The organism is Micromonospora pisi (genome assembly GCF_003633685.1).
GTDB lineage: Bacteria > Actinomycetota > Actinomycetes > Mycobacteriales > Micromonosporaceae > Micromonospora_G > Micromonospora_G pisi.
Window position 1 is genome coordinate 1534054 of record NZ_RBKT01000001.1, and the last position, 22405, is coordinate 1556458.

17 protein-coding genes, 1 tRNA gene and 1 pseudogene are annotated in these 22405 nt (G+C 69.3%); 13 read left to right on the top strand and 6 right to left on the bottom strand.

Annotated elements, in window-relative coordinates:
- Positions 1–433 precede the first annotated feature (433 nt).
- From BDK92_RS05765 to BDK92_RS05820, 12 genes are all read left to right on the top strand, one after another.
- Positions 434–1510 carry a carboxymuconolactone decarboxylase family protein gene (locus BDK92_RS05765; RefSeq protein ID WP_170208510.1) on the top strand — a complete coding sequence of 359 codons (1077 nt, stop codon included), beginning with the start codon at positions 434–436 and terminating at the stop codon, positions 1508–1510.
- 135 nt (positions 1511–1645) lie between these two features.
- A complete protein-coding gene (locus tag BDK92_RS05770; protein ID WP_121155283.1) occupies positions 1646–2233 on the top strand; it encodes a hypothetical protein in 588 nt (195 codons plus the stop codon).
- Complete coding sequence (locus BDK92_RS05775) at positions 2230–2826, top strand: copper resistance CopC family protein (RefSeq protein ID WP_121155284.1); 597 nt, start codon at positions 2230–2232, stop codon at positions 2824–2826. The genes BDK92_RS05770 and BDK92_RS05775 overlap by 4 nt, the downstream gene beginning before the upstream one ends.
- 107 nt (positions 2827–2933) lie before the next feature.
- Positions 2934–3929, top strand: a complete 996-nt coding sequence (locus BDK92_RS05780; RefSeq protein WP_121155286.1) for a DUF1702 family protein — start codon at positions 2934–2936, stop codon at positions 3927–3929.
- Between the two features lie 183 nt (positions 3930–4112).
- Complete coding sequence (locus BDK92_RS05785; RefSeq protein WP_121155288.1) at positions 4113–5084, top strand: DUF1702 family protein; 972 nt, start codon at positions 4113–4115, stop codon at positions 5082–5084.
- A gap of 70 nt (positions 5085–5154) precedes the next feature.
- Positions 5155–10941 (top strand): type I polyketide synthase, encoded by a 5787-nt coding sequence (locus BDK92_RS05790; RefSeq protein ID WP_121155290.1) that lies wholly within the window; start codon positions 5155–5157, stop codon positions 10939–10941.
- A 4-nt stretch (positions 10942–10945) separates the two neighbouring features.
- Positions 10946–11389 carry an acyl-CoA thioesterase gene (locus BDK92_RS05795; RefSeq protein WP_121155292.1) on the top strand — a complete coding sequence of 148 codons (444 nt, stop codon included), beginning with the start codon at positions 10946–10948 and terminating at the stop codon, positions 11387–11389.
- 24 nt (positions 11390–11413) lie between these two features.
- Complete coding sequence (locus BDK92_RS05800; protein WP_121155294.1) at positions 11414–11950, top strand: flavin reductase family protein; 537 nt, start codon at positions 11414–11416, stop codon at positions 11948–11950.
- The gene (locus tag BDK92_RS05805; RefSeq protein WP_121155297.1) at positions 11947–13302 is read left to right on the top strand and encodes a cytochrome P450; all 1356 of its coding nucleotides are present in this window, start codon (positions 11947–11949) and stop codon (positions 13300–13302) included. Before BDK92_RS05800 ends, BDK92_RS05805 begins: the two co-directional genes overlap by 4 nt.
- A 1198-nt stretch (positions 13303–14500) precedes the next feature.
- Positions 14501–15142: a MerR family transcriptional regulator gene (locus BDK92_RS05810; RefSeq protein ID WP_121155299.1), complete on the top strand. Its 642-nt coding sequence runs from the start codon at positions 14501–14503 to the stop codon at positions 15140–15142.
- 891 nt (positions 15143–16033) lie between these two features.
- Positions 16034–16807 carry a hypothetical protein gene (locus BDK92_RS05815; RefSeq protein ID WP_147456923.1) on the top strand — a complete coding sequence of 258 codons (774 nt, stop codon included), beginning with the start codon at positions 16034–16036 and terminating at the stop codon, positions 16805–16807.
- A gap of 53 nt (positions 16808–16860) precedes the next feature.
- The gene (locus BDK92_RS05820; protein ID WP_121155303.1) at positions 16861–17205 is read left to right on the top strand and encodes a hypothetical protein; all 345 of its coding nucleotides are present in this window, start codon (positions 16861–16863) and stop codon (positions 17203–17205) included.
- 56 nt (positions 17206–17261) lie between these two features.
- Here the strand turns inward: BDK92_RS05820 and BDK92_RS40160 are convergent, their stop codons facing one another.
- Together BDK92_RS40160 and BDK92_RS41090 are read right to left on the bottom strand one after the other, a co-directional pair.
- Positions 17262–17555 (bottom strand): hypothetical protein, encoded by a 294-nt coding sequence (locus BDK92_RS40160; protein WP_246016845.1) that lies wholly within the window; start codon positions 17553–17555, stop codon positions 17262–17264.
- Positions 17556–17569: 14 nt separating this feature from the next.
- A pseudogene (locus tag BDK92_RS41090) lies at positions 17570–18022 on the bottom strand (amidohydrolase family protein); the annotation flags it as partial.
- Between the two features lie 148 nt (positions 18023–18170).
- Here BDK92_RS41090 and BDK92_RS05830 point away from each other — a divergent pair.
- Positions 18171–18599, top strand: coding sequence for a cupredoxin domain-containing protein (locus BDK92_RS05830; protein ID WP_121155307.1), 429 nt, complete (start codon positions 18171–18173; stop codon positions 18597–18599).
- Positions 18600–19585: 986 nt separating this feature from the next.
- Here the strand turns inward: BDK92_RS05830 and BDK92_RS05840 are convergent.
- From BDK92_RS05840 to BDK92_RS05855, 4 genes are all read right to left on the bottom strand, one after another.
- Positions 19586–19659 (bottom strand) — tRNA-Met (locus BDK92_RS05840).
- 131 nt (positions 19660–19790) lie between these two features.
- Positions 19791–20585 carry a hypothetical protein gene (locus BDK92_RS05845; protein ID WP_211349099.1) on the bottom strand — a complete coding sequence of 265 codons (795 nt, stop codon included), beginning with the start codon at positions 20583–20585 and terminating at the stop codon, positions 19791–19793.
- 217 nt (positions 20586–20802) lie between these two features.
- Complete coding sequence (locus tag BDK92_RS05850) at positions 20803–21921, bottom strand: SPFH domain-containing protein (RefSeq protein WP_121155311.1); 1119 nt, start codon at positions 21919–21921, stop codon at positions 20803–20805.
- Between the two features lie 5 nt (positions 21922–21926).
- Positions 21927–22397: an NfeD family protein gene (locus tag BDK92_RS05855; RefSeq protein ID WP_121161689.1), complete on the bottom strand. Its 471-nt coding sequence runs from the start codon at positions 22395–22397 to the stop codon at positions 21927–21929.
- Positions 22398–22405 lie beyond the last annotated feature (8 nt).

Sequence of the window (22405 nt, forward strand, 5' to 3'; positions counted from 1 at the left end):
GGGTAGCACGGTGTCGCGCCTCCTGCGTATGGTAGGCAACGCTGCCTGTCGTTGATCCATGGAATATGCGTTCCGCGTTGTCACCAACGCGCTCGGCAATGGACGGTCGGCAAGGGGCCGGAGCGGCGTTCCACCAGCACCGGCGATCGACACGGCGACGTTGCGAACTCACTCCGGTGATCCGTCCGCTCGCCTGTCGCACAATTGTGCGGGGATCGCTCGTGAGCGCGCATCTTCTGAAATGCCTGGCGACCACGGGGTGGGCAGGGCTGGCAAATGCATTTTCCCGACTGCCGCCTCCCGATGGCGCTACTTCCAGATTGCCCGGTCTCCGCCGGACCGTTGTCCGAGCCGCCGCGCCATCGATAATGGGGAATCTGAAGCCGTGCCGTGCGGATCGCGGCGCGTCGGCACACCCACGACGGAGGCCGGCATGGTCATCGGGCGGATCGCCTCATCGGTCGTGCAGCGACAGGTCAAGTACGTGACACCGATTCCGGTGGCGTCGGCGACCGGGCTGCTCGCCCAGGTCTACGAGCAGGTGCTCGACGAGATGGGACTGGTGGTGCCGCCGGTGCAGATGCACTCCGTGGTGCCCGAACTCGCCGCGGCGTACTGGACGCTGATGCGCGAACCGCTCCTGCCGACGGTGAACGTCGACCGGGCCGCCAAGGAAGCGGTGGCGACGGCCGTCTCGGTGGCCAACATCTGCCCGTACTGCGTCGACATGCACAGCGTCGGCATGTACGACCTCGCCACCGAACACGACGCGGAGGCGCTGGTGGCCGACCAGCTCGACGCCCTCACCGACCCACGGCTCTACGAGATCGCGAGCTGGGCGAGGATGGCCAGCCAACCCGACGACTCCGGCGTCCGACCGGCCCCGTTCGCCGAGGCCGACCGGCCCGAACTCGTCGGCGTGGTGGTGAGCCTGCACTACCTCACCCGCATGGTCAACGTGTTCCTGTCCAACTTCCTGCTGCCGCCCGGACTCGGCCCGGCCGCCCGTCGACGGTTCAAGCACGGGGTCAGCCGGATGCTGCGTCCCAGCCTGCGTGACCCCCGCGAACCGGGCCGCTCGCTGACGCTGCTGCCGGACGCGCCGCTACCGGCCGACGCCAACTGGGCGTTGGCCAGCCACACGGTGGCGGCGGCGACGGCCCGTTCGTACGCCGCGTTCGAGGCGGCGGGTGAACGCTCGCTCTCCCCCGAGGTCCGCCAGTTGGTACGCGAACGCCTCGACACCTGGCGGGGCGAGGACACCGGGCTCAATCGGGAGTGGTGCGAGCGACTCGTGGAGCGCCTGCCCGAGCCCGACCGACCCGTTGGTCGGCTGGCGTTGTTGACCGCACTGGCCTCGTACCAGGTGGACGAGGACGTCATCGCGGCCTTCCGGGGCCGCCACCCCGACGACGTGACCCTGCTCGACGCGGCGGCGTGGGCGAGCTACGCCGCCGCCCGCAAGGTCGGAAGCTGGCACGCCCCGCTGCCGACCCACAGGCGGTCCTGAACTCCCGCCGAGAGCGCATTCCAGAAGAACCGCACTCGGCTGACGAGCAGCAGACTGGATGGGATCGCACTCGGCAGGCGGCCCCACGGGCCCCATCGAACAGGTGGTTCGGGCCACCGTGTCCAGGGAGGCACAATGGCAACGCTTTCGACCACCGGGCGAGCGCCCGGCGTGTCCGTGAACTGGATCAACGGGGCGGGCCACCGCATCTCGCTGAACCTCTTCATGCTCGTCGTGCTGGCGCACTGGGCGGAACACCTCACCCAGGCCTTCCAGATCTACGCGCTCGACCGGCCGGTGTCGCAGTCGCGCGGCGTGCTCGGCCACTTCTTCCCGTGGCTGGTCACATCGGAGTGGCTGCACTACGGGTACGCCCTGGTGATGGTCGTCGGACTGTTCCTCCTGCGCAAGGGCTTCGTGGGCCGGGCCCGTACCTGGTGGATGGTGGCCTTCGCCATCCAGTTCTGGCACCACATCGAGCACCTGCTCCTGTTCGTCCAGGCGCAGACCGGCACCTTCTTCTTCGGGCAGGCTGCGGCGACCAGCATCGCCCAACTGATCATCCCCCGGGTCGAACTGCACCTGCTCTACAACACCATCGTCTTCCTGCCGATGGTGGTGGCTGTCTACTACCACCTGCGTCCCACCCGGACGGAACTGGACCAGGCCCCGTGTCACTGCGCCGACCGGGCGGTCAGACCGGTTTCCGTGGGACACCGATGACGGACCCGCCCGGTGGCGGACCCGATCCGACCGGCCCGTCCCCGCGGCAGCGGTGGCGCGGCCGGTTAACCGCCGTCGCGTTCGTGGTGGCGGCGGTCGGGATCGGCCTACCGGCGATACTCGGCACCTCCCAGCCCGCGTCGCTCGCGTCCATGACACCCGCCGACGGGGCTCGCCTGGCCGCGGCTCCAACGTCCGTGGTGCTCGCCTTCGCCGGTGACTTCGCCCCGGACGAGGTGCACGTGACGGTGGCGACCGCGGCCGGCGTCACCGTCTCCGAAGGCGATCCCCAGGTGGACGGCGACGATGTCCGGGTGCAGACCGGCTCCGCCGGCCCCGGCGGGTACCTGGTCGCGTACCACGTCCTGCTCGACGACGGCCGGTCGCTGTCCGGGATGAGCAGGTACACCGTCGACCCCTCGCTGCCCGACGCCCGGGCCGCCGAGTCGTCGGGTCAGCCGTCGCCGGCCGCCGACGCGCACGCCCACGTGCCTCCGGCGGATCCGGTCAACGTCGCGCTCACCTGTGTCGCCGTGGTGCTCGTCGGCGCGATGGCGGTGTTGCTGCTGAGCCGGCCCCGGATACGCGAATGACGTCACCCGGGGCGACAGCGCACGCCAGGAGACGTGTTCGGACCGATTGACGGATCACGATGAGGGAAAGGCGCCGACCGGCAGCCGAGAACGGGCACGGAGGTACCATGCCGACCACATTCGGCGCGCTGCGCAGCCTGATGATGACGCCCAGTCTGGCGGATGTGAGCTTCGCCGGCCGGAAGTTCCCGGTGCGTCCCACCGAGGCGACCCGCCGGCTGGAAGCCATTCCGCAGGCCGTGATCTGTGGCTTCGAATGGGCGATCGACGCGCGCACCCTCTGGGAGGTGGAACGCAGACTCGCCCTCGTGGAGCCGGAGATGCGGGGATTTGCCTACGAAGGCGCGACCATGGCGTACACGATCCGCGACGCCATGGCCGGTGGGCGCGGCGGGCGGGCCCGGGAACTGCTCAGCGGCTCCGGCCAGCCGCACATCTTCCTCACCTACATCGGCATCGGATTCGCGATGGCCCGGCTGCCGCGGATGCTGTGGCGCAACGTACTGCCCGACCTGACCGGTACGCCGTACTACCCGACGATGAGCTGGCTGGCGGTGGACGGGCTCGGCTTCGACCGCGCCTACTTCGACACCGGCAGGTGGGTGACCCGCCAGGCGCGGCCCCGGCCCTACCCGTGGCAGGGCCATCCGGCCTACTTCTCCCGGGCCTGGGACCAGGGCGTCGGCCGGGCGTTGTGGTTCATCCACGGCGCCCAGGTGGCACAGGTCGCCTCGGCGGTGGATCGCTTCGACGCCGATCGGCGAGCCGACCTATGGAGCGGGGTCGGTCTCGCCGCGACCTACGCCGGCGGCTGCGGCGAGGCCGAACTGGCCGATCTGCGCCGACTGGCCGGCGGGCACACCCGTGACCTGGCCCAGGGCTCGGTGTTCGCCGCGAAGGCACGCTTCTTCTCCGGCTTCGAGCCGCGCCACACCGAGGTCGCCGTCCGCGCGCTGGCCGATCTGGACCTCGCCGCCGCCGCGCGACTGGCCGACGAGGTCGCCGCCGGCGGCCTGGCGGCGACGGACGTGCCGGAGTACGAGGTCTGGCGGGCCCTGGTCCGGTCCGGCCTGCCGTTGGCCGGTGCCCGCTCGCCACGCTGACCCACTCCCCGCACCATTCGACCGCCCGCCCCGGGACGGAATGGTGCCGCGCGCGCGTGGCACCGCAGGAAGCAAATTGCGCTGTTGCGAGTGGGCAACGCAGAAGAAGAAGTGAACGACAATCACTGCGACGATTTTCCTGAACATCATTCGATTCATGTGACGATTGCTGGGGAGCGTTCCATGAGCATCTATCGGACGCTGCGACGCCGCATCCTGACTCCCAATGTCTCCGAGACCAGGATGGACACCCGCGGCTTTCATGTGAAGAGCGAAGAAGGACGCGACCTGTTGGAAACCATCGGGGCGAGCTTTCTGACCGGGTACGGCTACGCGGCCGAGGCCCGTACGTCCCGGGAGGCCGAGCAGCGACTCGAAGGCGTCCCGCTCCGATTCCGGGGGTTCGCCTACGAGGGGGCCGCCATGGGATTCGCGGTCCGGGAGGGACTTCCGGTCGGTGGCCGGGGCCTGGTCGCGGACTTCCTGGCCGGTCGCGGCGACGCCCACGTCTACATGGTCTACGTGGGCGTCGGCTGGGCCATGGCGCGACTGCCGAGGTTCCGCTGGTCGACGCTGACCGCACCGGATCCGCTGCTGCGCTGGTTGGTGCTGGACGGCTACGGCTTCCACCAGGCGTACTTCCAGACCGACCGCTACATCCACCAGCAGTACCAGGAAAAAGACTTCCCCTGGCCGTCCGACCACTTCAGGTGGTACGCGAACCGCGCCATCGACCAGGGCATCGGTCGGGCCATGTGGTTCGTCGGCGGCACCGACGCCGAACTCGTCGCGACAATGATCAACAATTTTCCCGAGTCACGCCGCGCCGACCTGTACAGCGGCGCCGGCCTCGCCGCGACCTATGCCGGCGGCTGCGACGAACCGGAGCTGCGCCGGCTGTGGGACCTCGGCTGGGACTACCGGCCACAGATCGCGCAGGGTTCGGCCTTCGCGGCCGGCGCGCGGGCCCGCGCCGGGCTGATCGTCCCGCACAACGAGATCGCCACCCAGCTGTTCTGCGGCACCTCCGTCGAGCAGGCGTGGAAGGTCACCGACGAGGCACTGGTCGACCTGCCGGACGACCACGTGACGCCGTCGTGGGAGGTGTGGCGACAGCGGATCGCCGACTCGTTCACCGCGCATACACACCACTGATTTTCGCCCACGTAGCGCCCACCGCAGCGTACCAGCCGCACCGGGCCATGGGAGAAGGAGTCGTACACGGATGACCAGAATCGCGATTGTAGGGATGGCGTGCCGCTACCCGGACGCCACCTCGCCGAGAGAGCTGTGGGAGAACGCGGTGGCCGGACGCCGCGCCTTCCGCCGGCTGCCCGACGTCCGGATGCGGCTGGAGGACTACTACGACCCCGATCCGTCGACGCCGGACCGCTTCTACGCCCGCACCGCGGCGGTCATCGAGGGGTACGAGTTCAACCGGATCGCCTACAAGGTCGCGGGCAGCACGTACCGCTCCACCGACCTTACCCACTGGCTGGCACTGGACGTGGCCGCGATGGCCCTCGCCGACGCCGGCTTCCCGATGGCCGAGGGCCTGCCCCGCGAGCGGACCGGTGTCATCGTCGGCAACAGCCTGACCGGCGAGTTCTCCCGGGCGAACCAGCTACGTCTACGGTGGCCGTTCGTACGCCGGATGGTCGCGGCCGCGCTCAAGGAGCAGGAGTGGGACGACGACCAGCTCGGCACCTTCCTCGACGACTTCGAAGCCACCTTCAAGAGTCCGTTCCCGGAGATCGACGAGGACACCCTGGCCGGTGGTCTGTCGAACACCATCGCCGGCCGGATCTGCAACCACTTCGACCTCAAGGGCGGCGGCTACACCGTCGACGGCGCCTGCTCGTCGTCACTGCTGTCGGTGGCCACCGCGTGCAAGGGCCTGGTCGACGGTGAGCTGGATGTCGTGGTGGCCGGCGGGGTGGACCTCTCCATCGACCCGTTCGAGATCATCGGGTTCGCCAAGACCGGTGCGCTGGCGCGCAGGGAGATGAAGGTCTACGACAAGGGCTCCAACGGCTTCTGGCCCGGCGAGGGCTGCGGCATGGTGGTGCTGATGCGCGAGGACGAGGCGCGCCGCGCCGGACACCGCATCTACACCACGATCGCCGGCTGGGGCATCTCCTCGGACGGCAAGGGCAGCATCACCCGGCCCGAGATGAGCGGGTACCAGCTCGCGCTGCGCCGGGCCTACGAGCGGGCCGGGTTCGGCGTCGAGACGGTCGCGATGTTCGAGGGGCACGGCACCGGCACCGCCGTCGGGGACGCCAACGAGCTGGGCGCGCTGTCGCTGGCCCGCAGCGCGGGCGGCCAAGCGCCGGTCCCGGCGGCGATCAGCTCGGTCAAGGGCATGATCGGCCACACCAAGGCCGCGGCCGGCGTGGCCGGCCTGATCAAGGCGACGATGGCGGTGCACCACCACGTACTGCCGCCGACCATCGGCTGTACCGACCCGCACGAGCTGCTCACCGGTCCCGACGCACAGCTGAGGGTGCTGCGCAAGGCGGAGCCCTTCCCCACCGACATACCGGTACGCGCCGGTGTCACCGCCATGGGGTTCGGCGGCATCAACACCCACATCGTGCTGGAGAACGACGGTCCACGGCGCCGGACCCGGTTCGACACCCGCATGCGGGCACTTGCCTCGTCGCTACAGGACGTCGAACTCCTGGTGGTGGACGCCGGCTCGGCCGCCGAACTGGGTGAACGGCTCACCCGCCTGGTCGAGTTCGTTCCGACGATCGCGTACGCCCAGCTCAGTGACCTGGCCGTGACGCTGCATCGGGAGCTGCGCGAGCTACCGTACCGGGCGGCGGTGGTGGTCTCCTCGCCCGAGGACGCGGAACGCCGGCTGCGCGGGCTGGTCGAGAAGGTCGACGCCGGTGAGACGATGTCGTTCGACGCGGACGGGCGTGCCTTCCTCGGCCACGCCAGCGGTCCCGGCCGGATCGGCTACCTCTTCCCCGGTCAGGGCTCGGGTCGCGGCACCAGCGGCGGAGCGATGCGGCGACGTTTCACCGAAGCCGACGAGACCTACCTGCGGGCCGCCCTACCGACGGGCGGTGACACCATCGCCACCGAGGTCGCCCAGCCGCGCATCGTCACCGGCTCGCTCGCCGGCCTGCGGGTGCTGTCGACGCTGGGCCTGGAGGCCACCATCGCGGTCGGGCACAGCCTCGGCGAGATCACCGCGCTGCACTGGGCGGGCGCTCTGGACGAGGAGATGCTACTCGAGGTGGCCGCGATCCGCGGCGCCACCATGAGCCGGCACAGTGCGTCCGGCACGATGGCCAGCATCAGCGCCGCCCCGGAGACGGTGGATCGCCTGATGGCCGACCTGCCGGTGGTGATCGGCGGGTTCAACGGACCGCAGCAGACCGTGGTCGCCGGCACCGTCGAGGCGGTCGAGGAGATCTGCGTCCGGGCCCGTGACAACGGCCTGAGCGCCGTCCGGCTGTCGGTGTCGCACGCCTTCCACTCCCCACTGGTCGCCCCGGCGGCCGGCGCGTTCGGCGCGGCCCTGGCCGGCAAGCGGTTCGGTCCGGTCGATCGCCGGATCGTCTCCACGGTCACCGGCGAGCAACTGCCCGCCAGCACCGACATCCCGGCCCTGCTGCACCGGCAGATCACCGACCCGGTGCTGTTCAGCCAGGCGGTGGCCGTCGCGGCCAAGGAGGTCGACCTGTTCGTCGAGGTCGGGCCGGGGCGGGTGCTCAGCGGTCTGGCCACCGGGTCGACCGACGTACCGGCGGTCGCGCTGGACACCGACGACGAGTCGCTGGTCGGGGTGCTCCGGGTGGCCGGGGCCGCGTTCGTGATGAACGCCGCGCCGGTCGACGCCGCGCTGTTCCACGGCCGCCTAGTGCGCCCGTTGCAGGTCGGCACCGAGTTCAAGTTCTTCGCCAGCCCCTGCGAGTCGGCGCCGCAGGTGGACATCCGCGCCAGCCGTACCGCCACGCAGGCCGAACCGGCGGGCACCGACGCCACCGCGCCGGTCGACCCCGGGCAGTCGAGCCTGGACCTGCTACGCCGGCTCGCCTCCGAACGGGCCGAACTGCCGCTGGAGCTGGTCCGCGAGGAGAGCCGGCTCCTCGACGACCTGCATCTGAGCTCGATCACCGTCGGTCAGGTCGTCAACGAGGTCGCCGGCCAGCTCGGCATCTCCGCCGCGCAGACCCCGACCAACTTCGCGACCGCCACCGTACGGGAGCTGGCCGACGCGCTGACCGAGGTGGCGCAGACCAGCCTCGGCGCCGACGCCGCACCGGCACCGGTGGTCGCCGGAGCCGGCCCCTGGGCCCGGCCCTGGTCGCTCGACCTCGACGAGATGCCCCGACCCGGGCGGCCCGCGATCGAGGAGAACGGCCCGTGGCGGGTCTTCGCCGACGCCGGCAACCCGATCGCCGAGCAGCTACGCCAACGGCTCGACCAGGCCAACGTCGGCGCCGGGGTGCTGGTCTGCCTACCGGTCGGCTGCACCGAGGAACAACTCGGCCTGGCGCTCGACGGTGCGCAGGCCGCGCTGGCCGGTACGGCCGGCGATCGGTTCGTGCTGGTGCAACACGACCGGGGCGCGGCCGGCCTGGCCAAGACGTTGCGGCTGGAGGCGCCACACGTCCGGACCACCATCGCGCACGTCCCGCCGGTGTCGCAGGCCGTCGACTGGGTGGTCGACGAGGTGGCCGCGACGTCGCAGTACGCCGAGGTCTACTACGACGCGGACGGCGTACGGCGGGTGCCGACCCTACGGGTGCTGCCGCTGCGGTCGAAACGGACCGAGGCGCCGCTGGACAGCACGGATGTGCTGCTGGTGACCGGCGGCGGCAAGGGCATCACGGCCGAGTGCGCCTTGGCGCTCGCCACGGACAGCGGCGCGAGCCTGGCCCTGCTGGGCCGGTCCGACCCGGCGAGCGACGCGGAACTGGCCGCGAACCTGGCCCGGATGACCGATCTGGGGATCACCGTCCGCTACGCCCAAGCCGACGTCACCGACCCGCAGGCGGTCAGCACGGCGGTCAGCACGCTGGTGGACCAGCTCGGTCCGGTCACCGCGCTGCTGCACGGCGCGGGACGCAACGAGCCGGCCAGCCTGACCAGCCTGGACATGGCGCGGTTCGAGGCGACCTTCGCCCCGAAGCTGGCCGGTCTGCGCGCGGTGCTGGCCGCCGTACAGCCGGACCGGCTCAAGCTCCTGGTGACGCTCGGCAGCATCATCGGCCGGGCCGGCCTGCGGGGCGAGGCGCACTACGCCACCGCCAACGAGTGGTTGGCCGATCTGACGATGCAGGTGGCCCGGGATCATCCGCGCTGCCGCAGCCTGTGCCTGGAATGGTCGGTCTGGTCCGGCGTCGGGATGGGCGAGCGGCTGTCGGTCGTGGAGTCGCTGACCCGCGACGGCGTCACCCCGATCACCCCGGATCAGGGCATCGCCATCCTGCGTCGGCTGGTCAACGACCCGGACGCGCCCACGATCAGCGTGATCAGCGGTCGCACCGAGGGCATCGACACGGTCCGGTACCACCTGCCGGAGCTGCCGCTGTTGCGATTCATGGGACGCCCGCTCGTCCGGTACGACGGGGTCGAACTGGTGAGCGAGGTGGAGCTGAGCGCCGGCACCGACCTGTACCTGTCCGACCACCTGCTCGACGGCAACCTGCTCTTCCCGGCGGTCTTCGGCATGGAGGCGATGGCCCAGGTGGCGGTCGCGACCACCGGCCGGGTCGGCGCCCCGGTGATCGAGCAGGCGGAGTTCCTGCGCCCGATCGTGGTGCCACCGGCGGGTACCACCACGATCCGGATCGCCTGCGTGGTGACCGACGTCGACACCGTCGAGGTCGCCATCCACAGCGCGGAGACCGGCTTCGCCGCCGACCACTTCCGCGCCCGGCTGCGCCTGGACGCCGCCGCCACGCCGGCCGGACCGCCGGACCAGATCGCCGCCGGCCTGCCGGCCGTACCGTTGGACCCGGCCACCGACCTCTACGGCCCGGTGCTCTTCCAGGGCGGACGCTTCCAACGGCTCCGCACGTACCACCGGGCCGCGGCCCGGCACATCGACGCCGAGGTGGCTGCCGACCCCGGTGCGGACTGGTTCGCCGCGTTCCTCCCCGGTGACCTGCTGCTGGGCGACCCGGGCGTACGGGACGCGATGATGCACGGCAACCAAGTGTGCGTACCCGACGCGACCCTGCTGCCGCAGGGCATCGAACGCGTCCACCCGGCCGGCCCGGCGATGTTCGACGCCGACGGCCTGCGCTACTGCGCCACCGAGCGGTCCCGTGACGGCGACACCTACGTGTACGACATCGCGCTGCGCGACGGCGCCGGTGTGATGCTCGAACGCTGGGAGGGCCTGCGGCTGCGCGCGGTACGCAAGAGCGACGGCAGCGGCCCGTGGGTCGCACCGCTGCTCGGCCCGTACCTGGAGCGGGCGCTCGGTGACCTGCTCGGCGCCGACGTCGCGGTGACGGTGGAGCCGGACGAGTCGCCCGAGCACGAGGGCGAGTACGTGGCGCGGCGCCGGGCCCGGACCGCACTGGCCGCAAGCCGGTCACTCGGCCGGCCCGCCGAGATCGTCTACCGCTCGGACGGCCGGCCGGAGCTGGTCGGCGGCGGCAGCGTCTCGAGTTCGCACAGCGTCGGGATCACGTTGAGCGTCACCGGCACCGGTGCCCTCGGCTGTGACGTGGACCTGGTCAGCTCCCGCGCCGAGGAGGCGTGGCAGGAGTTGCTCGGCCCGCACCGCGTCCTCGCGGGGCTGGTCGCGCAGATCCCCGGGGAGAGCCCGGACAGCGCGGGCACCCGGGTGTGGACGGCGATCGAGTGTCTCCAGAAGGCGGGCCACTCCCCGCGCGGTCCGCTGACCCTGCTGCCAGCCGAGCGGGCGGGGTGGGTCGTGTTCGCCTTCGGCGAGCTGCGGGTCGCCACGTTCGTGACGACGTTGCGGGAGGGACCGGATCCGGTGGTCTTCGCCGTACTCACCGAAGGGCGGAACTAGCACCGTGGAGAAGTACTACGAGTACCTGCACACCGTGGGTTTCGAGGAAACGAACATCGTCGGGAACGTGTACTACGTGAACTACCTGCGTTGGCAGGGGCGCTGCCGGGAGATGTTCCTCAAGCATCGCGCCCCGGAGGTGCTGGCCGACCTGCAGGACGACCTGAAGCTGTTCACGTTGAAGGTCGACTGCGAGTTCTTCGCCGAGATCACCGCGTTCGACGAACTCTCGATCCGGATGCGACTGGTGGAGCTGGCACAGACGCAGGTCCAGTTCGGATTCGACTACGTCCGGCTCGACCCGGGCGGCGGCGAGACGCTCGTCGCCCGGGGCGCGCAGCGGGTCGCCTGTATGCGCGGCCCGAACACCCGCACTCTGCCGGCGCGGGTCCCGGAGCCGCTGGCTCGCGCGCTGGAGCCGTATCTGCTCACCGCGACACGCGGCTGAGCGGCAGTCCGCAGAGGAGGTCCTGTGAGCGTCCACGCCGCGCCGTACGGCGAACTGGCCGACACCAAAGCGCTTCGGCGGGCCTACGGAACGTTCGCCACCGGCGTCACGGTCGTGACCGTCGGTGGCGATACCCCGCACGGCATGACCGCCAACTCCTTCACCACCGTCTCGCTCGATCCACCGCTGGTGCTGGTCTGTGTCGACCGGGCCGCGGTGATGCACAGCGTGCTCACCGACGCCGGGCGCTTCGCGGTCTCGGTGCTCGGCTCGCGCCAGGCGCCGATCGCCCGGTACTTCGCCGACCGGCACCGACCGCTGGGCGCGGAGCAGTTCGACGCGATCGACTGGCTACCCGGTCCGGTGACCGGCGCGCCCCTGCTCACCGACGCGCTCGCGCACTTCGAGTGCGAGGTGCGGTGCGCCTACGACGGCGGGGACCACAGCATCTTCCTGGCCCATCTGGTGTCCATGCAGCGGGCCAGCGAGGACGAGGCACTGCTGTTCCTGCGGGGCCGGTTCCGTCAACTCGAACCCGAACGGAGTGAGGTCACCACATGACCACGGTGCAGAACCATCGACGGGTGCCACCAGGGCCACCTCGCTCAGCGGCGCTGCGGATGCTCGCGGTCATGAACCGCGACCGGCTCGGCATGATGACGTCGGCCGCGCGGACCTACGGCGACGCGGCCCGGTTGCCGGTGGGGCCCAAGACGCTCTACTACTTCAACCATCCCGACCACGCCAAGCACGTGCTGGCCGACAACGCTTCGAACTACCACAAGGGCATCGGTCTCGTGCACGCCCGGCGTGCCCTGGGCGATGGGCTGCTCACCAGCGAGGGGGAACTCTGGCGCAAGCAACGCAAGGTCATCCAGCCCACCTTCCAGAGCAAGCGCATCGCCGCGCAGGCCGAGGCGGTGGCCCGGGAGGCGGCGCTGCTCGTCGCCCGGCTCCGGGCGCACGAGGGCGGCCCTCCGGTGGACGTGGTGCAGGAGATGACGGGTCTGACCCTGGGGGTGCTCGGCCACACCCTGCTCGACGCCGACCTCGGCGCGTACGGGGACATCGGTGCCTCCTTCGGCGCCGTACAGGACCAGGCGATGTTCGAGCTGGAAACACTGAGCGCCGTGCCGACCTGGGTTCCGCTGCCCCGCCAGTTGAGGTTCCGGCGCGCCCGCCGGGAGTTGCAGGTCGTGGTGGACCAACTGGTGGCCCGCCGGCACAGCACTGTCGACCGCGACGACGTGCTGTCCCGGCTGATCATCTCGGCCGGCCAGGAGACCGATCCCCGGGTGGGCCGCGAGCGGTTACGCGACGAGTTGGTCACGCTGCTGCTGGCCGGACACGAGACCACGGCGAGCACGCTGAGCTGGAGCCTCTATCTCATCGACCAACATCCGCAGGTACGTCAACGGCTGCACGAGGAGGCGCTCGCGGTGCTGGGCGACCGCCTTCCGGTCTACGAGGACCTGCACCGGCTGCGGTACACCGCCATGGTGGTGGAGGAGGTGATGCGGTTGTATCCACCGGTGTGGCTGCTGCCGCGCAAGGCAATCGCCGCCGACGAGGTCGGCGGCTACCAAGTACCGGCGGGCGCGGACGTGCTGATCAGCCCGTACACCCTGCACCGCCACCCCCGGCTCTGGCAGGACCCGCACCGTTTCGATCCGGAACGTTTCGACCCGGCGCGGCCGAGCGACCGTCCCCGCTACGCGTACATCCCGTTCGGGGCCGGGCCCCGGTTCTGCGTCGGCAATCACCTCGGCATGATGGAGGCGACCTTCGTGATCGCCATGCTCGCCCGTGACCTGCGGATGGAGAAGGATCCGAACTACAAGGTGACCGCCGAGCCGATGCTGTCGCTGCGGGTGCGCGGCGGGCTACCGATGACGGTCCACCGGGCACGATAGGTGACGCTCGCGGTGCCCGGCGGAAGGTCCGGACGCGGTGGGCGCCTGGGTCTTCGGGTACGGCGGGTCGACGCGCCGAACCCGCGCCACGGCGGCACGTTCGAGGGCGTCGACGCCCCGATCACGACGTGCGGGCGTACGACGTTGGGTCCCTCGGTGGCCACCGCTACCTGTTGGGCGTGCTCCGTGGCGAAGTGCGGACCGTGCGTGGCGGCCGGGACGGAATGCACCGCCGGATACCAGACTCCCGCCGGCACTTTCTCCCACCGGTACGGGCCGGTTCCTTGAGTACGGCGCGGGCGACTGGGCTCCCTTCGGGAATGCGCCCCCGAAACAGGCCGGCGAGAATGAGATCGCGCCGGTCCACCACCACCGGTCGGCGAAGGTGCCGACGCCGGGTGGCCGACACGGAGGCTGGTGTCGGAGGTCAATCGAGGTCGGGACCAGCGGTTGCCTGGCCTGCCGGAGCCGCAGGGCCGACAGGGAACCGTCGAGGTGGGGTACCGGTGGTGCTGAGGGATCCCGGAAGAATGGAACTTCGCCGGACCGCGATACGTGGCCCTGTCATCGATGCTGAACTGTTCGTCGAGATTGTCGCGCATTAGCGTCGCAATTCGCTCGACGGCCATTTCCACGGACCTGACCAGGACGCCTCGCCTTGCATTTTCGGACCGCCGGTCATGCTTTCGGAAAGATCGTCCCAGGATTCACCCGAAACCAATTCGGATTCCACAGAATGCACCGGCCAGCCCCGCATCGTGCGATGCGGTGACAGCTATCGCCGCCGGGACCGCGACGCCAAGGCACGACACCCGACCTGTTTCACCGATGCACGGCGACCTGACGATGCCGGCCGCGAGAGCATGAAGAGCGCTCTGAGCTGCGCATTCACCAACAGACGAGACAGGTCGGCACCGAGCAACTATTTCGCGGGAAGCTACCGGCGATCTCCACTATCCATTTCGCTCACCGAGCGCACACAAACCGCGGACCTCGGGTCGGGGCAGTCACTCACGGTACTGTATGTGATCTGCACGCACCGTGCAACAGCGACACATGGGGAGCGTCTTGACGTAGGTTTGAACGATTCACGAAGCCTCGAATACCGCAAGATCCTAGATACTGACCCATCTTGCCACCCATCGATCTTCTATGGCAGCATGGGTCATGCCTCCCCTCCGACACCGACGGTGGTTCGATGAAAATCTCGAATCTCAGTAGACGCAGCGGAGTGTCAGTTCCGACAATAAAATTCTATTTGCGCGAACAACTACTGCCGCCAGGGGCGCCGACCGCTCGCAATCAGGCAGAGTACGACGAAACCCACGTCAGCCGACTGCGGCTGATCCGGTTGCTGACCGGAATCGGCATGATGAGCCTGGCCTCGGTTCGTGAGGTGCTCGCTGCCATCGACAACAACTGCCTTTCACCCCAGCGGCTCGCCCAGGTGGTCAACCGGGCCCTGCTGCCCGAGCATGCGATGCCCTCCTCCGACCCGGGGTGCCACGACCCACCTGCCAGCCGGGTGGGCAGCTTCCTCGACGGCGTGGGGTGGAACGTACGCGCCGACGCTCCCGAACGCGAGAGTCTCGTACGGGTCTTGACGGCACTGGAGGGCCTCGGCGTGCCCTGCATCGAAGACGTCTTCGCACCGTATGTGGACGCTGCGGAGCGGCTGGCGGTCCGCGAGATCGAGCGGCAGCTCGGCACCGGGGGCGCCGCCACGGTCGTCGCCCGGGTGGTGCTCTTCGAGGTGGCGTTCGCGATAATGCGCCGGATGGCGTACACGCATCATCTCGGACTGAGGACCGAGAGCGACGGCTGCCCGCCTACCAGATAGTCAAGCCAGCCGCGATCAAGCAGACGTTGCGCACCCCGGGAACGTCACGCCCAATTGACCAGGGTTCATGAGTTCACCCGAACGGTGCCCGAACACTGCCCCTGTCCGCGCCCACCTCCGTCGTCGCAGGGACGTACGAACAGCCGTTAGACCCAGCCAGGGGTCGCCGGGGATCATTCAGGACACCTCAGCCGGGTGTCGTCGATGCCCGACGTCAACGAGCCCGACATCCGTCACCCGCAGCCCGACGGGCCTATCCACCCGCACCCGGAAAATTTTCTGCACCGTCATTCGCCGATGAAAACTGCGGGTTCCGCCTCGGGCACCCATGGCCGTGAGCTGCTTGAACACCACACTGCTGCCAGCTGCGAGGAGTTTCGGTATGTCGCCGATCCGCGAGCATCTCACGTTTCGGGACATCGCGATCGAGGGCCAGTGACAATCGGCGCTGCCCCCGAAATATAGAGGTGGAGACACCGACCGCCACGGCAGCACGAAGGCCGACGGTCCACATGCTCTGCGGATCGTGCCCGAACGACGGCACCAACCGCACCGAGGATGGCCCAACCACCTCACCGATGGTGATGCCCCTCATCGGCCTGCCCCGACTCGTGACAGGGACCTCGCCCGGCCCACCCGGACCGGTCAAACGAGGCACGACAGGGGGCACCGTACAAAAACTCCTCGAACGCGCCGCTCGGACCAGCGAGCCGCGTTACACAGACGCTGACGGTCGCGACCCCGTCTGGATCCTGCCGATCCTCCGCCCCATTTCCGGGCGCCCGCACCCCGGCCGATCAGGGCCGACCCCGACCATCCTCACCTCCGATAGGGAGCACAGTGCCGAAGCACCACACCCCGAACCGCGTCCGCCTCTGGACACGCCGCACCATGCGATACGGATTTCCGGTCTTCTTTCCCGCGTCAGCGGTCATCTCCACCTTCCTCGCGTCACTCAACCACGGCCCCATCCGCGTCTACTGGGGCCTGGGAGCTATCGCCGCGACGGCAGGGACGGCCATCTTCGGTGTGTTCAAGGAACGGCAGGCCAGCGCCGCCGGCGAGGCCGCCGCCCGAGCACGGGCACAACTCGCCTCCGGCCTCAACCGCGCAGGCGCTCCCCTGCTGAACGCACTCGGCAAGGTCACCACCGCCAAGACCGAGCAGGAACTACGAGCCGCGGTCGATGTCCTGACCACCCGAGTCGTCGATATCGGCCACTCCCAGTGCGGACGACACAACCAACCCCGCGCCAACCTCCGCTGCGTCTACTACACCTACAACCACGACCGCCTCGAACGCATCGTGTACGTCGGACGTCAAACCAACACCGCACCACGCCGGCACTTCACCAACGGCGCGAGCGCCCACGACAACGAAGTCATCCGACTCACACTCAGCGAAGAAGTCCTGGTCGTCGATGACCTCCACGAAACCCCACCACCCCACTTCAACGACACCAAAGGACGCAGCTACCGCCCCTTCATCGCAGTACCCGTACGCGCCGGCGAGACCAGCTACAGCCTCCTCACCCTGGACTCCGACCTACCCCACTCCCTCACCGACGTCGACAAAGGCCACATGGTCCTCCTCGCCGCCGTCCTCGCCGCCGGGCTCGCCCACCAGGAAACCGCCGGAGCGGTCACCAACATCCCCACGCCATAAACAACCAGCGACAACGGGCCACCACCCGCCGAGAAGCCGAAAGGCCGAATGCCATGCCACCCCACCATCCCCACACCCCCGCGACGGTCCGGCACGTACCCCTCCTCTCCGACGACGGACACCGCTTCCTCAACAGCGACCTCACCGCCGCCGACTACCTCGAAACCGCCCGACGCGCCGCCATCGAACAAACCCGCCGAGAAATCGCACCCCACCTCCGACGAGCCACCCTCACCTCCCTCATCACCTCCCTCACCACCGTCGCCATCTTCTGGACCGGCGGCGCCGCACTCCTCATCGCCCACCACGCCACCCACGCCATCACCGCACTCAGCACAGGAACCATCGCCGCAATCCTCGGACTACTCGCCCGACACCGACTCAACCGAGAATCCTGAACCCACCAGATACCCCCACCGAGACCAACCATCGGACTCGCCCGCCAACGGATGAATCAACGCACGATGAAGATTCGAACCAGGTCGCCTCTGGTTGGGGTCTGAGGATCCAACGCCTCGACCGCGACTTCCGGGAATACTTCGCCCGGTTCAAGGAACTGTTCGAGGTCCTGCTGGGCCGGCTCGAGGGACAGTATGTCCGCGTCTTCGACCGACTCGACGTGCTCCTCGGCAGCAAGCCGACCGCCGCGTTGGCCGAGGAACTGCGGCAGCGGCTCGGGCTGACCGTCGCCATCCGGGTCCTCGCAGGTGCCGGCATGCAGGCAGACCGGCCAGTCCGAGCCGAACATGGGCGGTCCGGTCCGAACCAACCCACGACGTGGTCGACAAACGGGCGCAGGTCGTCCGGCGTCCAGGAGGCCCAGTCCGCCTCGGTGGCCATGTCGGATAGCTTGACCGACACATTCAACTCGGCCGCGAGCGCGGGCATGCGCTGCATCCACGGATCGTCCTGGCCGTCGACAATGCGTGGTTCCGCGATGTGATCGAGGACGAAGTGCAGCTCGGGGAATCGTCGGACCGTGTCGGTTGCCGCTGGCAGCTCCTGGGCCCGAACCAGGAGGTCGTAGGTGAGACCGCGGCGCTGTGCGGCGGCGAGGCCGCGCCACACGTCGTCGCGACCGAGCCAGTCCGAGTCCGGTTCGTCGTGTACCTGGAGCCGGATGCCAACCAGCCAGCGACCGAACGGGCCCTCCGGCAGCGCGTCGAGATCGTCGCTGGCAGTCGGCGAGGTCAGGTCGACCCAACCCGACGAAATCGGTCGCCGGCGCCAGTTCCAGGAACTCGCGTGTCTCGTGGACCCTGGAGAGCCCCGCGCTCCTACCCAAACGCTCCGGACTTATATTGCGATTGCGGGCATATTAGGCCCAAACCGGTAATCTTGGCATGGATCGGAGGGCCGAGCGATGGGCGCATTCAAGCGCAGAATCATGCTGGTGTTAGCGGCCGGAGCGGGAGGTGCACTCCTGCTCGCCGGCTGCGGCGGCGGGGATTCTCCCACCCCGAGCAGCACTAGCAGCGGCACCGGCTCTCCCGCAGCCTCGTCGGCGGCGACGGGGACCAAGGTCACGGCAACGGAGAAGGAATTCTCGATCACCCTGTCGACAACCACGTTCACGCCCGGCGTGTACACCTTCGAGGTGGTAAACCAGGGGACGATGTTGCATAACTTGACGATCAAGGGCCCGGGAGTCGACACCCAGGCCTCACCCAACGTACAGGCAGGCGCCACCGGCCAGGTCACGGTGACCCTGCAGCAAGGCTCCTACGAACTATGGTGCTCCCTCGATAACCACAAAGCACTAGGCATGGACACGACGATCCAGGTCGGCTGAGGATGCACCGCGTCAGGCCACCAAGAGTCAGATCGGCGTTCCATCTGCTGATTAACTGGGTGACACTCGGTGCGCACGCCAGCGAACGAGTGTGGACCCGCTAAGACCCGTTCGGCAGGTCAAGTCTCGTAGACCAGCAGTTCAGCCGGCTGCCCGTCAACAGACACGCCGCGTCGTGTCTCGAACGGAGGCATGTCGTTTACCGACGTGAGATGAGGAGGGCTGGTGGGCTCGTACCCTGCGGTGCAGGCCCATGGCTTGATCGGCGACCTGCAGCACCTTGGTCTACGGGCCTACACTCGCCCGCCGCGATGGAGGCGAGAGAGGGTCTGCCTCATAGTTGGCCGGGCCAGAGCCCCGGTCACCGACCACCCGCACAGAGCCGACGCCCCCCACGAGAAGGTACTCGCCGCCGTCGGGGTACGCGCCTACCTGAAGGCCAACCCAGCGGCAATGAAGAGGGTCACCTACGGCGACTAAGCCAAGCCGAAATCGGGTTATTTAGGCCGCGCCACGGCGCTATCGCCCCTACTCGTGACAGCGACAGAATGGACCAAGTTGAGTCGCCGCCCCGCAGGGTTGGGCCCTGGACGGGCATGGGCACAGATCCGATCCGCCCCGTCACCGGCGCACCAACAGTTCCGGTTGGCGCTGGTGCGGGTGACGGTGCGGCTCGGGGCCCTTGCCCAACTGCGGGGGCATCCGGGCGGTGTGCGTCGGGGGTCAGCGCGGCACCGGCGCCACCCCGGGCCGGGCACGCGTCATCCCGGGTCCCGGAGGAGGCCGTCCGCGCTCGGCCGAAACGAGCCTGTCTACGAAAAGGGGATACGTCCCTCTGTAGAACACGCCCTCTGAGCTGTTTGGCAGGGCAGCGGTCTCCCGCTGCCGCCAGATGCCACATCGTGACGGGTCGTTTGCCCACCAAACATGCAAGAGCCCGCTTCCTAGACTTGCAGGAAGCGGGCTCTTGCCTGGTGTTTCCTTTGTAGCGGGGACAGGATTTGAACCTGCGACCTCTGGGTTATGAGCCCAGCGAGCTACCGAGCTGCTCCACCCCGCGTCGCCAACAGGTGAAACCTTAGCGCACCCCTTCGGCCACACTCACAGGGGGTCGCCGGCGCCGGCTGGTTGCCGTGAATCCAGATCGGACCGAGTGCCTGGGACAGTAGACGTCGGGAGCCGTACGGCGTGTCAGGGGCCGGCGAGTTGGTTGCCCGGGGTGACGCTGGCGGCGACCACCTCGGCCTCGCCCGCCATTGCGCGTACCAGCCGGGCCCGACCGACTGCGGGTACGAGGCGCCCGGCTCGCCAGGCCACACCGAGTCCGGCGGCCAGTACGAGGAACGCGCCGAGGGTCTGCAACAGGCCGGCGAACATCCCGGCGATCCCGATCAGCGGGGCGGCGAACATCAGCAGCCATCCGTCGGAGTAGCTGAACACGCCGGAGTGCAGCACCGCCCAGCCGGCCAGCAGCCAGCCGAGGGTGTAGAGGCTGGCGCCGGTCAGGGCGATGGCACGGCCAGCTCCGCCGTACACCGTGGTGCCTTCGGGCAGCCCGGCGAAGGGCAGCATCAGCATGGCCCCGGCCAGGGCCGCCAGGAGTCCGGCCGTCGCGGTCCCCCGGCTGCGCGCGGTGACCAGCAGGCCGGTGAGTGCCATCAGGGCCAGCACGCCGAGCCAGGTGGCGATCGCCCAGAGCACCAGCGGGAACGAGCGGCCGTCGGCCGAGGCCGGGGCGGGCCCGTCGCCGATGAGCGTGACGAGGCCGTACAGGAGGGCTGATCCGGGCAGGATCCAGACCGCGCCTCGGGCGAACCGGCGCAGGGTCCAGGCCCAGGAGGTGTCGGTGGCCGGTTCCGGTTCGGAGCCTTCCTCGAAGAAGGGCAGCAGGTGGAATCCGCCGGCCGGTCGGCTCGGCTGGGCCGATGGCCGGGGTACGGCCGAGGAGGCTTTCACCGGTCGCTTGGGCTTCATCGCGTGGCTCATGCGTCACCTCGCTCCACTCGCCGGACGTCGTGTCGGGGTTCCGCACGAACATCCGCCCTGGTCACCGCTCGGCTCTAGCCCGATCGTGGCAAAGCCGGGTGGGGCGGCGCCGGGCTTCGCGGATTTCCGTACGGATCGTCTACACCTACCTCACCGGAAACGCGCGGTGGCCGTACCCCCGGTGGCACAACCCGGGCGGTACGGCCACCGCGATCGATCAACCCCGCTCGGTACGGTCCCGATCGGTGCTGGTCTCGTCGAGCAGGCTGGCCGGTGAGACGGGCTCGGGAGCGGGCAGCCCCTTGGCGCCGGACGAGGATGTCACCTGCGCCTCGGCCGCCCGTACCTGATCGTGCACCTCTTGTGCGGCCGCTGCCGCGGCCCGGGCCGCCTCGGCCGCCTCGCGCTCGACGTCGCTCGCGGTTCTCGACGCCTCCGGCGCGGGCGCGTCACCGGCCATCCCGGCCAGGCCGCCGAGCGCACCGCCCAGCCCTTCGAGTGCCTTGGTCAACTCGGCCGGCACCACCCAGATCTTGCTGGCCTGGCCGTTGGCGATCTGCGGCAGCGCCTGGAGGTACTGGTAGGCCAGCACCTTCTGGCTCGGGTTGGCCTGGTGGATGGCGTCGAAGACGGTCCGGATGGCCTTGGCCTGGCCTTCGGCCTCCAGGATCCGGGCCTGCCGGTCACCGTCGGCCCGCAGCACCGCGGCCTGCTTCTGCCCCTCGGCGGTGAGGATCTGGGACTGCTTCTGTCCCTCGGCGTTCAGGATCGCCGCCCGGCGGTCCCGCTCGGCGCGCATCTGCTTCTCCATCGAGTCCCGGATGCTCGGCGGCGGCTCGATCGCCTTGATCTCCACCCGGGTGACCTTGATGCCCCACCGTCCGGTGGTCTCGTCGAGCACCCCGGAAAGGTGGCGGTTGATCTCCTCGCGGCTGGTCAGCGCCCGCTCGAGATCGAGCGAGCCGATGACGTTCCGCAGCGTGGTGACGGTGAGCTGCTCGATCGCCTGGAGGAAGTTGGAGATCTCGTAGGTCGCCTTCGCCGAGTCGACCACCTTGAAGTAGAGCACCGTGTCGATCGAGACAACCAGGTTGTCCGAGGTGATCACCGGCTGCGGCGGGAAGCTGACCACCTGCTCACGCATGTCGACCTTGGTCCGGACCGCGTCGATGAACGGCACCAGCAGGTTCAGCCCTGGTTGCAGGGTCCGCTTGTACTTACCGAGCCGCTCGACCACGTCCTGCCGCTGCTGCGGCACGATCCGTACCGCTTTGGCGAATGTGATCACCACAAGTAGAGCCACGGCGGCGAACAACACCGCGATCGCCACATCCATACCGCTCACCTTTTCGTATCCGAAGACGCACCGGTTGAGGAATCGTCCCGCCAGACCATCGCGGTCACACCTTTGAGTTCGATCACCCGGACCCGCTCGCCGGGTAGGAACACCTGGCCGGCGTCGTAGGACCGGGCCGACCAGACCTCGCCCTCGATCTTGACCGAGCCGTGCGCGGTGTCGACCTGCTCCAGCACCAGCGCGTCGGAACCCTCGATCGCCTCCACCCCGAACGGCCGCTCGCCGCTCTCCAGGGCGGACCGCCGATGTCGTCTGATCACCGGTCGTACCGCGACCACGCTCAACGCGGAGACAAGGGCGAAAACCAGGACCTGCGCGAGCGGCGGCGCGCCGAGGGCCGCCGCGCCGGCCGTGACGAGCGCGGCCACACCGAACATCAGGAGAATCAGCGTCGTGGTGAAGACCTCGGCCACCAGCAGCACCACGCCGAGAACGATCCAGAGGAGGGGTTCCACCATTCGAT

What these genes read in the sequence shown, in the direction of transcription:
- BDK92_RS05765 (WP_170208510.1), top strand. Translation starts at nt 434, where the DNA reads ATGGTCATCGGGCGGATCGCCTCATCGGTCGTGCAGCGACAGGTCAAG.
- BDK92_RS05770 (WP_121155283.1), top strand. Translation starts at nt 1,646, where the DNA reads ATGGCAACGCTTTCGACCACCGGGCGAGCGCCCGGCGTGTCCGTGAAC.
- BDK92_RS05775 (WP_121155284.1), top strand. Translation starts at nt 2,230, where the DNA reads ATGACGGACCCGCCCGGTGGCGGACCCGATCCGACCGGCCCGTCCCCG.
- BDK92_RS05780 (WP_121155286.1), top strand. Translation starts at nt 2,934, where the DNA reads ATGCCGACCACATTCGGCGCGCTGCGCAGCCTGATGATGACGCCCAGT.
- BDK92_RS05785 (WP_121155288.1), top strand. Translation starts at nt 4,113, where the DNA reads ATGAGCATCTATCGGACGCTGCGACGCCGCATCCTGACTCCCAATGTC.
- BDK92_RS05790 (WP_121155290.1), top strand. Translation starts at nt 5,155, where the DNA reads ATGACCAGAATCGCGATTGTAGGGATGGCGTGCCGCTACCCGGACGCC.
- BDK92_RS05805 (WP_121155297.1), top strand. Translation starts at nt 11,947, where the DNA reads ATGACCACGGTGCAGAACCATCGACGGGTGCCACCAGGGCCACCTCGC.
- BDK92_RS05810 (WP_121155299.1), top strand. Translation starts at nt 14,501, where the DNA reads ATGAAAATCTCGAATCTCAGTAGACGCAGCGGAGTGTCAGTTCCGACA.
- BDK92_RS05815 (WP_147456923.1), top strand. Translation starts at nt 16,034, where the DNA reads ATGCGATACGGATTTCCGGTCTTCTTTCCCGCGTCAGCGGTCATCTCC.
- BDK92_RS05820 (WP_121155303.1), top strand. Translation starts at nt 16,861, where the DNA reads ATGCCACCCCACCATCCCCACACCCCCGCGACGGTCCGGCACGTACCC.
- BDK92_RS40160 (WP_246016845.1), bottom strand. Translation starts at nt 17,555, where the DNA reads ATGTTCGGCTCGGACTGGCCGGTCTGCCTGCATGCCGGCACCTGCGAG.
- BDK92_RS05830 (WP_121155307.1), top strand. Translation starts at nt 18,171, where the DNA reads ATGGGCGCATTCAAGCGCAGAATCATGCTGGTGTTAGCGGCCGGAGCG.
- BDK92_RS05845 (WP_211349099.1), bottom strand. Translation starts at nt 20,585, where the DNA reads ATGAGCCACGCGATGAAGCCCAAGCGACCGGTGAAAGCCTCCTCGGCC.
- BDK92_RS05850 (WP_121155311.1), bottom strand. Translation starts at nt 21,921, where the DNA reads ATGGATGTGGCGATCGCGGTGTTGTTCGCCGCCGTGGCTCTACTTGTG.